Origin of the sequence: Paenibacillus antarcticus, assembly GCF_001637225.1 — a bacterium.
Classification (GTDB): domain Bacteria; phylum Bacillota; class Bacilli; order Paenibacillales; family Paenibacillaceae; genus Paenibacillus_AQ; species Paenibacillus_AQ antarcticus.
In genome coordinates, this window is sequence record NZ_LVJI01000019.1 from 19,994 (window position 1) to 32,161 (window position 12,168).

General features: G+C 40.5%; 9 protein-coding genes. 7 read left to right on the forward strand and 2 right to left on the reverse strand.

Annotation, left to right across the window (positions count from 1 at the left end):
* Positions 1–7: 7 nt before the first annotated feature.
* The 3 genes from PBAT_RS14815 to PBAT_RS14825 all read left to right on the forward strand — a co-directional run bounded on the left by PBAT_RS14815 (position 8) and on the right by PBAT_RS14825 (position 4,282).
* Positions 8–886 carry a carbohydrate ABC transporter permease gene (locus PBAT_RS14815; protein WP_068650744.1) on the forward strand — a complete coding sequence of 293 codons (879 nt, stop codon included), beginning with the start codon at positions 8–10 and terminating at the stop codon, positions 884–886.
* A gap of 16 nt (positions 887–902) precedes the next feature.
* Complete coding sequence (locus PBAT_RS14820) at positions 903–2,873, forward strand: beta-galactosidase (protein ID WP_068650745.1); 1,971 nt, start codon at positions 903–905, stop codon at positions 2,871–2,873.
* Between the two features lie 68 nt (positions 2,874–2,941).
* Positions 2,942–4,282, forward strand: coding sequence for a sialidase family protein (locus PBAT_RS14825; RefSeq protein ID WP_068650746.1), 1,341 nt, complete (start codon positions 2,942–2,944; stop codon positions 4,280–4,282).
* Between the two features lie 359 nt (positions 4,283–4,641).
* Here PBAT_RS14825 and PBAT_RS14830 read toward each other — a convergent pair whose 3' ends face one another.
* A complete protein-coding gene (locus PBAT_RS14830; RefSeq protein WP_068650747.1) occupies positions 4,642–5,391 on the reverse strand; it encodes a C40 family peptidase in 750 nt (249 codons plus the stop codon).
* Between the two features lie 282 nt (positions 5,392–5,673).
* On the opposite strand from PBAT_RS14830, the gene PBAT_RS14835 reads away from it, so the two are divergent.
* Positions 5,674–8,460, forward strand: coding sequence for a glycoside hydrolase family 3 C-terminal domain-containing protein (locus PBAT_RS14835; RefSeq protein WP_068650748.1), 2,787 nt, complete (start codon positions 5,674–5,676; stop codon positions 8,458–8,460).
* Positions 8,461–8,777: 317 nt separating this feature from the next.
* Positions 8,778–9,578, forward strand: a complete 801-nt coding sequence (locus tag PBAT_RS14840; RefSeq protein WP_068650749.1) for a tyrosine-protein phosphatase — start codon at positions 8,778–8,780, stop codon at positions 9,576–9,578.
* Between the two features lie 176 nt (positions 9,579–9,754).
* Here PBAT_RS14840 and PBAT_RS14845 read toward each other — a convergent pair whose 3' ends face one another.
* Entirely contained in the window at positions 9,755–10,408 is a 654-nt protein-coding gene (locus PBAT_RS14845; protein ID WP_068650750.1) for a TetR/AcrR family transcriptional regulator, read from the reverse strand.
* Between the two features lie 228 nt (positions 10,409–10,636).
* Between PBAT_RS14845 and PBAT_RS14850 the strand changes: the two genes are divergently transcribed.
* Both PBAT_RS14850 and PBAT_RS14855 read left to right on the forward strand, forming a co-directional pair.
* Positions 10,637–11,422, forward strand: a complete 786-nt coding sequence (locus PBAT_RS14850; RefSeq protein WP_068650751.1) for an SDR family NAD(P)-dependent oxidoreductase — start codon at positions 10,637–10,639, stop codon at positions 11,420–11,422.
* 206 nt (positions 11,423–11,628) lie between these two features.
* Entirely contained in the window at positions 11,629–12,168 is a 540-nt protein-coding gene (locus PBAT_RS14855) for a sigma-70 family RNA polymerase sigma factor (RefSeq protein ID WP_068650752.1), read from the forward strand.

Sequence of the window (12,168 nt, forward strand, 5' to 3'; positions counted from 1 at the left end):
GACGCTCATGTATCATAAAAGCAAAGGTTATAAAGTATTTAATGTTATAAACTCGATTTGTCTAATCCTACTGTCTTTATTGTGTATCCTTCCGATGATTCACATTCTTGCAGTCTCCTTTAGTGGTCGCGGACCAGCTAATGCCAACATTATTGGATTATGGCCTATCGATTTCACATTTGAATCCTATGAGAAAACACTGAATAGCCCAAACTTTATTCGATCTTTGTGGGTAGCGGTATACCGTACTGTATTAGGGACTGCGATCGGAATGGCCTTAATTATAGCAGCGGGTTACGCGCTCTCGAAGGAATATTCCTATTTTAAAGGAAGAAGCGTATATATCTGGGTCTTTGTATTTACAATGATGTTTAATGGAGGATTAGTACCCACCTATCTATTGATCTCTAATCTACACTTGATTAATACGATATGGGCATTAGTGCTACCCGGGGCTGTTGGTGTTTTCAACATGATCTTAATAATGAACTTCTTCAAGGCTATTCCTCGTGAGCTTGAGGAAGCTGCGTATCTTGATGGTGCAGGGCTCTTCAAAACATTATGGAAGGTTTATCTTCCTGTCTCCATGCCAGCAATTGCCACGATCGGTCTATTTACTCTTGTATGGCATTGGAACTCTTGGTTTGACGGACTTATCTATATGACGGATTCGAAAAAATACCCTTTGGCAACCTACCTACAAACGATTGTGGTACAGCAGGATTTCAGTAAAATCAGCTTGGACCCAAAGGATTTAGAGAATTTGTCACAAAGGTCAGTTAAAGCAGCACAAATTTTTATCACGGCATTTCCAATTTTAATTGTGTACCCGTTCCTACAGAAATATTTCGTTGGAGGTATCGTAATGGGGGCTGTTAAAGAATAAAGGGGGTGGATAGTTATTGAATATCATATTATGGGAAAGATTATTGCCTGAGTCTGATGCAATTACGATCACGAAGCTTGAGGATGGGTGCAAGATATTAGCATCAAAGAATGGTGGAAGTCTAAGGTTAGACACTGTTGCTGATATAAAATGGGAGCAGTATGAATACATTCAATTTGATGTTTATCATGAATCTCATGATGTAATGGTCATTCTCCTCACCTTTGAAGAGAATTCATTCCTAGATAATCGTAAATTCATTGAAGTTCATATAGGGACTTTGCCGTATGTGAAGACTACCGTTTGTGTGCCTTTATCCGTTGTGAATGGAGAAAAGCTATTTCTGAAGAGATTTCCGGGTATGATGCAGTGCGTTCTGCGTGGCGATGAATCCATTAATCGTAGACGTATCTCAGGGGTTACAATTAGCACGATCCCTTCTGTATCTGTGAGGGAATGGACGATGAGTAACTTGATCTTGAGCCATGAGCCAATAGAGTCGAAGTATATCCCGGATGCTTATATTGATTCTATGGGCCAGTGTAAGCATAAGGATTGGCCAGGGAAGATACACTCCGAAGAAGAGATGATTGCTTCTTTGAGAAATGAATTAAATACAGCAGATATTTCAGTGAAAGCAGGACATTGGGGCTGGAGCGAACTTCGATTAGAAGCAACGGGATTCTTCCGTACTCACCATGACGGAAGCCGATGGTGGCTAGTTGATCCAGACGGTTATGTATTGTTTAGCGCGGGTATCGACTGCATAAGTCCGAATAGTGAAACGTCCTATGATCAAATGAGTCACTTGTTTCCGGATGAATTGCCTCAGGACGGAGTATTCATAGATGCGGTGTCAGAGCGGGGATATGATTTCGGTATAGCTAATTTAATCAAAGCGTTCGGCTCTGAATGGCGAGAGAGTTGGTCAGTTATTACGAAGCAACGTTTATTAAGCTGGGGAATGAATAGTATTGGAAATTGGTCTGATCCCGGATTTATTCATTATTCAGAAATGCCCTTCGTGTATCCTATGGACAACTACCCAACCACAGAAGAACTCGTATATCGAGATTTCCCAGATGTCTTTCATGAATCTTATGAACAAAGAGCTTTGGAGTTTGCAAAGCAACTCTCAGCCTTTAAAGATAACCGCTTAATGATGGGGTATTTTATGAGAAACGAGCCGCATTGGGCTTTCGTTGATGAGTTATGCCTGAGTGTCATGCTCCTCAAGAACCCCTCACCACTGATTAGTAAGCAGTACTTAATAGACTGGCTAGAGCAGAAATATGACAGCATTCATTCCTTAAATGAAGCTTGGGCTACTTCATATAAGACGTTTGCGCAGTTAATGGTGAACCCTCCTCCGGTGTTAGAAGAGAATCCAATCATTCTTGAAGATTTGCGGGGGTTTGATCGGATTCTAATCCGGCGTTATGTGGAGCTCCCAGCTAAGGCTTGTCGTGAAGCGGCACCGAATCATTTGAATATGGGTATGCGTTATGCCTTTATATCTAGACCTGAATTACTAGAGGGCTGCGAGTATTTCGATGTCTTTTCCTTGAATGCTTATCAGATGAAACCTGACGAAGAGCTTGTACGTATGGTTGCTGACAAGCTCAATATGCCAATTATCATTGGGGAATTTCATTTTGGTGGTGCGGATGTGGGTATGCTGGCGACTGGAATACGGGCTTTATCTACACAAGAGGAGCGTGGACTAGCTTATCGTTATTATCTTGAACAGGCGGCAGCAAATCCTAACATTGTAGGTGTACATTATTTTCAATGGAATGATCAGCCTGTGCTTGGCCGATTCGATGGCGAGAATTATCAGATTGGTATGCTTGATGTTTGTCAGCAGCCGTATCTGTCTTTTATTAATGAAATGAAGAAAGCACATGACAACATGTATGCTGTGAGAAGCGGAAGCCTGGAGCCATTCTCCGATCCGCCGAGGGAAATTCCGAAAACCGGGTTTTAATAACGAGAGAGTGCAATGAAGGTTGAATTGAGCCGCCATTTAAAAAATATTGCTTGGAGTGTACTCACATGCCAAATATTAAAACTAAATCCATATTTTACCCTAATTTAGCAGATTCTAAAGCGTATCGAATACCATCGATGATTACAACAGACAAAGGAACCGTGATTGCGGGGATTGATGCGAGGATTGGGGATCAGACAGATAATCCTAACCAGATCGATATTTCAATTAGACGAAGTGAAGATCATGGGAAAACGTGGGGGCATGTTCAAAAGCTTGTCTCTTTTGCCGGAGAGGGTTTAGATGGTGCAGCAGCTATAGATTCTTCACTTTTGCAAGATGAAGAAACAGGAACTATATTTATGCTTTATATGCATACCCCAGGTGGAATAGGTCTTCGGGAAAGTGAACCTGGCATTGGTTTTGATTCAGATGGACGCAGGAAGTTATACGATCAAGAAGGTAAGATTTATTTACTTCACGGAAATGGAACTGTTACTGAATCTGAGGCTAAAGAGACCAATTATAGGGTAGATGAAGACGGTTATGTGTTCAAGGAAGGCAATGCTCAAGGAAATATCTATTACAAAAGAGGCATCGATCCAAACGAAAGTTTGCTAGAAGCAAGAACGTCATTTTTACAAATCATTCATAGTGAAGATGATGGACTTTCTTGGTCCAAGCCCAGAGAATTAAACGTAATGGTTAAAGCTGAATGGATGCGCTTTATTGGATCTGGACCTGGCTGTGGAATTCAATTAAAGCATGGTAATAATGCAGGACGTTTAGTATTCCCGATCTATTTTTCAAACGAAGCGGGTCAATTATCCTGTTCTTGTATGTATAGCGACGATCATGGGGCTATTTGGCGGCGTGGAGAATCTCCTAATGATGGAAGAGAATTGGATGGCGAAGTTTTGACTGCGAAGACTATTTCTGAAGGGAAGCAGTATCTGACAGAATCACAAGTCATTGAATTACCGACGGGCAAACTGAAATATTATTTAAGAAATCATTACGAACTTCAAAGAACGGCTGTCACGACAAGTATGGATGGCGGAGAAACATGGGGCGAAGTGACATTCGATATGACACTTACAGATCCGATTTGCCAATCAAGTATCGTACTTTATCCTGATCAGGGAGATGGGAAAGTACGTTTGCTATTCTCCAATCCGGCTGATGAAAAAACGCGGGTAAAAGGAACTATTCGATTAAGTGAAGACGGTGGAGGGACTTGGACTTATAGTAAAGTGATAGAAGAGGGGTACTATGGCTATTCGTGCTTGACTGTCTTGAAAAATGGCGAAATCGGTGTTCTTTATGAACGTATATATGATTATCTAAATTGGAATGAAATGGATATACAGTTCGGTACATTTACATTGGATTGGTTGAAATCATAATAGCAAACTGAAAAAAAAAACAACAAAAACTGAATGATTACTATACAGCTTTTGTTGCTAACCCCGCATGAGGCACAAATAATCTTAATTAGACGTTTATAAGATACCTGGACTATATCGTTGACGCTCAGGATACCGTGATTAGTTCAGTAAAAAAATAAGGCGTCGAAAAGGCGTATAGATATATACTCTGCATTAAACGACGGTGAATTGTGGCTTTACCTCGCCACGGTTCACCTCCACCAAGTAAATTCATAAACACACAAATAGGAGCTTTGCCACTGAAGTACGTTGGCAGGCTCCTATTTGTGTTACGCGCCCCTCACGCCCTGTCTGATTGAAAAATGATTGGATAAAAGTTAGTCAATAATATTTCCTCCATAGATGAAGCGGTTATTCAACTGTCTCCATGTCACTTCGCCAATATGAACCCCACCGCTGTTTTTAGATGGAGAATGAATGATCTTTCCATTTCCCATATAAATAGCTACATGTGTAATTGTCTTTTCAGAAGGTTCTAAATTTGCATAGTCATATGCCTTATCTCCTCTATAGCTAGAAAAGAATAATAAATCACCGCGTTGTGCTTCTTTAAGTGATGTGTAGTTTTTCTTGGAAAAAGCATGAACATATGCAGCTTGGCTCCTCGAATCCCACGGCAAATCCATGCCCAATGAGGTCAAGAACACCCACCTTGTATAATCAGAACAGTCGAATGTAGAAGGTTCAGTTCGGTCAGAGCCATAAACGTAAGGGGTTCCTACATAAGATTCAGCAGCTTTAATGAGCTTCTCCACATAATTCTTATGACTAGGCGGAGTGGAAGAGTTAGGGTGTTGTTCGATGAGTGGAAATCCATTTGGATCTAGTAACACCTTTTTACTCGGATCAGCAGTTAAATTCCGTATGTGGTGGGAATTAGGTGGTCGTTCAACACCTAGATCTCCAAAGTACAGATCGGGATCATTGGCTTGTTCTTCTGTAACGATCTTCGTCTTGTGGTCATTTATGTTACGTGGACGTATTTCATTGTTTGACGAGCATGCAGAGATCAGCATAAAGCTACAGCTTAATCCTAATGTGAGCGCCTGCACCCATAGTTTTCTCATCCAATCACGTACCTCTCTAGGTAATATGATCTTAGAATGTCTATATTTGTATTATTTGATTCAAATAGGGAGGAGAAATCGTACATTTATGCCTTTCGATTACAACTTATTACACCGATAAATGCTGTAATATTTAAAAGCCTAACGTCCTTCTATATAATTTGTTACTATGGTAATAAGTAGATGTCTCCCACGTATTAAGAGGCAATCATTGAAGATTATTTGAAGTCAGACGCCTACTACCTATTATAAGTATGTAAATGACAACCAGGAGGGAATAAATTGAATACACAGAAGCTAGGAGTTCCATTAGAAGGTTTTGCTGAATTTAGTAGAAAAGTAGCCGCAGAGGGTGCCGTATTGTTAAGAAATGAGGGACAGGTTCTTCCCCTTCGTAAAGAAGAAAGCGTTTCAGTATTTGGCAGAACGCAAGTGAATTACTATCGTAGTGGTACAGGTTCAGGGGGTAGTGTCCATGTTTCCCATACAACCAATCTGCTCGACGGTCTTCGGAGCAAGAAGGACATTAACATTAACGAAGAATTAGCAGCGGTATATGAACAGTGGATTGAGCAGAATCCATTTAATAATGGTGGAGGCGGATGGGCAGCTGAACCGTGGCACCAGAAGGAAATGGATTTGAACGTTGAGCTAGTATCAGAAGCAAGAAATAAATCCGATAAAGCAATTGTTGTCATTGGACGTACAGCAGGAGAAGATCAGGATAATGCTGATGAGGCGGGAAGCTACCAATTAACAGCAGAAGAAATAGAAATGCTGAAGCAAGTAACGACTTATTTCGAACAAACCGTCGTTGTTCTGAATGTATCGAATATTATTGATATGAGCTGGATGAACGATGAAAGCTATGTGCATCCGATAGCATGTGTTATTTACAGTTGGCATGGCGGTATGGAAGGTGGAAATGCGATTGCTGATGTGTTGGTCGGAGAAGTGACACCTAGCGGTAAATTAACCGATACCATTGCTTATTCAATCGACGATTATCCATCCACTCAGAATTACGGCAATGAATTTAAAAATGTCTACCAAGAAGATATTTATTTAGGTTACCGTTATTTCGAAACGTTTCGACCAGAAAAAGTTCAATTTGAATTCGGGTATGGATTGTCTTATACTCAGTTCGAAATCGAGTCGGAAGAAGCCACACTAACCACTAAAGATGGTGAAGAGTACGTTGAAATTGGTGTAACCGTAAGTAATATCGGAACGACCTATGCAGGAAAAGAGGTCGTGCAGGTTTATTACGAAGCACCGCAAGGCAAGCTTGGGCAGCCGGCTAGAGTATTGGCTGCATTCGTGAAGACCAAGGAACTTCAAGCGGGTGAATCGCAGCAGCTCACCGTGAGTTTCCCTGTTCACTCGATGGCTTCCTACGATGACGCAGGTGTGACAGGTCATCCTTCTGCTTATGTGCTGGAAGAAGGGACATACCGCTTTTATGTGGGAACCAGTGTTAAACATGTGAAGGAAATCGGCATTGCGGGTCAGAGCGGTTATGTTGTTGAGATTCTTCAAGTCGTGGAACAACTACAAGAAGCAATGGCGCCAACGGAAGACTTTACGAGAATGAAGCCAGGAGCTCGTAAAGAAGACGGTTCGTATGAACTGATCTTCGCAGAGGTACCGAAGCGTAAAGTTTCAATGGCAGAACGAATTGAACACAATCTCCCACAGACCCTTGAGCAAACTGGCAATCAGGGTTACAAGTTAAGAGACGTGCATGAAGGAAAAGTCAGCATGGAAGCCTTTATTGCTCAACTTAACGATCAAGATTTAGCCGTGATCGTAAGAGGTGAAGGCATGAGTAGTCCGCTGGTTACACCAGGTACGGCTTCAGCTTTCGGTGGAGTAAGTGACAGCTTGTTAGACTACGGTATTCCAGTTGCATGTACGGCAGATGGTCCGTCGGGGATTCGGATGGACAGTGGACAACAAGCAACGCAGGTTGCTATCGGAACGTTGCTTGCGGCTACTTGGAATACGGAACTAGTCGAAGAACTTTATGTCATGGAAGGTCGCGAATTATTAAGCTACAACATTGATGCGTTACTTGGACCTGGTCTAAATATTCGACGCAGCCCACTTAACGGACGCAATTTTGAATATTTCTCGGAAGATCCGCTGATCTCTGGGGTATTCGCCGCAGCATGCACACGTGGAATTATGAAAGGCGGATCCAATGCTACGTTGAAGCATTTCGCATGCAATAACCAAGAAAAGCATCGCAGTAAAGTTGATGCGGTCGTATCCGAGCGCGCCCTTCGGGAAATTTATCTGAAAGGTTTCGAAATTGCAGTGAAGCAGGGCGGAGCTAATTCAATTATGACCTCCTACAATCCGATTAATGGACACTGGGCAGCGTCCAATTATGATATGAACACCACTATTCTTCGTGGGGAGTGGGGATTTCAAGGCATCGTGATGACGGATTGGTGGGCGATTATGAATGATGTAGTTGAAGGTGGCATAGCAGATCGTAAATTTACGAACTGGATGGTTCGCGCGCAGAATGATCTCTATATGGTAGTCATGAACTATGGGGCGGAAATTAACGCATGGGACGACAACACTATAGAATCATTGGACAATGGTACTCTTACTCGTGGCGAACTACAGCGTAGTGCCATCAATATTTGTCAGTTCATTATGCAAGCACCGGTATTCTCTAGAAAACAGGTGATTGAAGAAGTGGTTGATACATTCACAGCCAATCCGTCCCTCTCATCGGAACAAGCGCAAATATTATCCGATAATGCACAGGTGAAACCTGCCACAGATGGATCAACTGTTGTGAAAGTGGACGTAGCCGGCGAATATCGGATTATTGTGCACATCATGTCTCCGGAATCGGAACTTGCGCAAAGTGCTTGCAATGTCATGTTGAACGAACAGCCAGTGACGACCATCCAAACGAATGGTACCGACGGCAGATGGATTAGACAGAAACTTGTTAAAATTCAATTGGAAGCAGGCCTTTATGAGATGAAGTTAGATTTCGTCAAACCAGGCTTGCAAATCGATTGGATTGAATTTAATCGAATTTAACCACAACCCAAATGTGAAGTGACCCTGTAAAGTTAAATAGATTATTGTCTTAGGCATGAGTACGGTATTATACCGGACTCATGCCTTTTAGCTGTGTATTAATTCGCGGAGGTGCTCAATACAGGGATCGGAAGGGTTGAGTTTGGCAGTTAAACGGAACATACAGTGGATAGCGTGAAGGTAAGATTATAATGTATGAACATGATTTTGAATTATTGATAATGAAGAGGGAACTAGTAACTTATCCAGAATGTAATAACAAACTGTAATTGGTATGTAGTAAAAGATTGATCTCTAGAATGGAGCGGTAATAAAGAATGTATAATGTAATTGCTCAACAACGGGGTATTGTTAAACATTTCGAGAAAATAGATAATTTTCGTGATATCGGTGGGTTGAAGAATCAAGATGGCAGGACCATAAAGACTGGTATTTTGTTTCGTTCAGAAGATCCGTCTAAATGTTCGCGGACAGATTTGGATGAATTACAACAATTCAATTTTAAATTGATTTGTGATTTACGCGGTCCGAATGAACGTAAGTCTAAAGTTGTTCAATTGAATGACAACTACAATGTCCATAGTATTAATGTTCCTATTCAACAAAATGATCAGGATTATACGCAGTTCGAATTTTTCAAGTTGATGATGAGAACGGCTAGGGTGATTGATTTTGAAACAATGATGAAGGATTTCTATCACAGAATAGCTTTTGAAAGCATGAGCCAGATTCGGGATGTGATAACCTTGCTTTCCGAAAGAGAAAACATGCCTGCACTCATTCATTGTACTGGAGGAAAAGACCGAACCGGTATGATGGTTGCTCTGATTCAATTACTAGTTGGGGTACGAAGAGAAGATGTACTAGAAGATTATTTACTTTCTAATATATTAACAGGCGTTCGGATGAAAAAAGCGGCGACATTTATTCGATATATGAGCTTGTTCCAAATTTCTAATGAGCGTCTAAAGCCATTGCTTGAAGTGCGTCGAGATTATTTGGAAGATGCCCTTGCCGAGATATTCAATCAATATGAAACGATAGAGGCTTATCTAACACATGCCTGCGGAATCAGTGAGGTATCCTTGGAGAAGTTGAGAGAATTGCTTCTTGAATAATCATTGCAGAGACGGTAAGAAAACGAAGTAAGGGAGAAGTCATTTCTTTTCAAGCAGCAGAAGCCCAAGGTCATGGGGAGAACGTACGGGGTGATGATGCCTAATTAACCCCAATTGATATACATAAGCCGCTATCCATGGAGCAATCCATGACAGCGGCTTATGTTATTACTGATTCAGTTATCACTTCGAAGGAATGTATGAATTAAATTGGTTACAGATGTATCATACAACAATTTAGCTGTTCTTTCATCTTGAATGTGTCCTCCTAAATGTAGGTGGATTGTACCGTGCAGCGTTGCCCATATGAGGTTAACAACATGTATGGGGTCTGTCTCGGAAATAAGTCCTTGCTTAATAGCTTGTGTAATAATAGTGATAAATTGTTGTAAGGCAGTATTGATAGCCTGTAGAGTTTCCTCTTCTGGTTTGAATTCACTAAAGGCTCCACCAAACATCACCATATAGTAACTAGTATAATTTCGTGAGAAATCCCAATAAGCTTGTCCAAGATCGCGAAGATATAGTGTAAGATCTGCCTGTTCTGGAACTGCCTGAAAGGTAAGGGATAACAATTTACATCCTTCTAGAAAGAGTCGTTTAGCCAAACCTTCCTTACTCCCAAACAAGTTATAAATAATTTTTGTTGGGCATTCCATCTTTTCAGCGACCCTACGAATGGTTACCGCTTCAGGACCGTGTTCCTGCATAATCGATGCGGCTGCTTCTATAATGTTAAGTTTCAACATTTCGGTATGCTGAAGTTTGGCAGATGGATAGGTAGTAACTTTACGACCATCTATGGAAGGCATTTCGGACGAATTATGCATATGATTTCACACCCTTAGAACATTAGTTTTCTACAAATATCCCTTTACTCTAAAGATTATTTTACTGTTTTGAATTATAAATTGCGAACATAGATACGATTCCACATGGAAATGAAGTAACGAACCCTCGATCAAGCGCTATGTTTGACATTATAACCCTATTTAAATACAATGATTCATAATGAAACACTGTTTCATAATCGTGTTAATTTAGGGAGAGATGGTTGGATGATAGTAATACAAAACAAATGGACGTTGATTACAGGTGCTTCATCAGGTATTGGTGAAGCGTTTGCCAATGAACTTGCAGCTAAAGGGAGCCACTTGATTCTAGTTGCTCGCTCGGAAGCCAAACTGAATGCATTAGCAGAGAGACTACATAAAGAGCACGGTATTCAAGCCGAAGTGATTATTTCTGATTTATCTCAAGAAGGTTCCCCAATGCGTGTCTATCAACAATGTGTGGAACGTGGTCTACGTGTTGATTGTTTAATTAATAATGCAGGATTCGCTACTCATGGACGTTTTGAACAACTATCTGGCACAAGAGAGCATGAAGAAGTGATGCTTAATGTAGTGGCAGTTGTAGATCTTACCCATTTATTTTTACCGGAAATGTTGAAAAAGAATAACGGAGTGATCATTAACGTAGCTTCAACAGCAGGTTTTCAACCTACTCCTAATATGGCTGTATATGGTGCCACTAAGGCTTTCGTATTGTCATTTACACAGGCACTATGGGAGGAGAACCGACAACATGGGGTACAATTCCTAGCGTTATGCCCTGGGTCAACGGAAACAGAATTTTTCAATGTTGTGGGGGCAAATGAAGCATCTGTAGGGAAACGAGATACTCCAGAAAATGTGGTTCATGTTGCCCTTCGCTCACTTCAATCTAAAAAAACATTTGTCATCCCAGGGTTTAAGAACTATATCTCTGCTCAAATGTCTCGCTTCATTACAAGAAAACAAATGCTGTATATTGTAGGGCGAATGCTCCGAACACGTCACTAATTAATTTAGGATTTGGACAATAAATGATTAGTATATATACCAGATTGTTTATAATCGTAACTCTGCTAATAATAGCAGAGTTTTTTATAACCAAATCTTGATGATTAAATTAAATGAAGATTTTATTGTATGTGATAGGTTTATCGTATTCAGTTCGTATTACATAGCAGGTACCGATATTCATGGAAAGGAGAGGTGGAAATCCATTGGAAGTGACAGAAAATAATGTAGTACAACAAATTCAGAACAGAAATGAAAAAGCTATTTCATTCATTATCTATGAGTATGGAGGCTTACTTGCTGCGATTATTAAACGCCATTTAAATTATCAACAGCAGGATTATGAAGAATGCCTTGATGATGTACTGTTATCGGTATTGAATCATATTCATTCTTTCAGCTCCGAGAAAAATTCATTTAAACAATGGCTTGCAGCGATTGCCAAATATAAAGCGATTGACTATCAAAGAAGACAAATCGTTGTACATAATCAGCAATTCTCAGTTTCGGAAATGGATAAATTGAATTTACAGGCCAATCAGCCTTCAGAAACAATTTGTGTAGATGAACTGCTAGAGCAGCTATCAGTAAGTGAACGAGAAATTTTTGAAAAATACTACTTAGAAGGAATCTCATCAAGTGAAATTGCGAAGAAATTTAACGCAAAGGAGTCTTGGGTATATAACAAGCTTTCCAGAGGACGTAAGAAACTCAAAAAAATGATGGTCAAAAATAATGAATCGTGA

Coding starts and splice junctions, on each gene's coding strand:
- PBAT_RS14815 (WP_068650744.1), top strand. CDS start 8: ATGTATCATAAAAGCAAAGGTTATAAAGTATTTAATGTTATAAACTCG.
- PBAT_RS14825 (WP_068650746.1), top strand. CDS start 2,942: ATGCCAAATATTAAAACTAAATCCATATTTTACCCTAATTTAGCAGAT.
- PBAT_RS14830 (WP_068650747.1), bottom strand. CDS start 5,391: ATGAGAAAACTATGGGTGCAGGCGCTCACATTAGGATTAAGCTGTAGC.
- PBAT_RS14840 (WP_068650749.1), top strand. CDS start 8,778: ATGTATAATGTAATTGCTCAACAACGGGGTATTGTTAAACATTTCGAG.
- PBAT_RS14845 (WP_068650750.1), bottom strand. CDS start 10,408: ATGCATAATTCGTCCGAAATGCCTTCCATAGATGGTCGTAAAGTTACT.
- PBAT_RS14850 (WP_068650751.1), top strand. CDS start 10,637: ATGATAGTAATACAAAACAAATGGACGTTGATTACAGGTGCTTCATCA.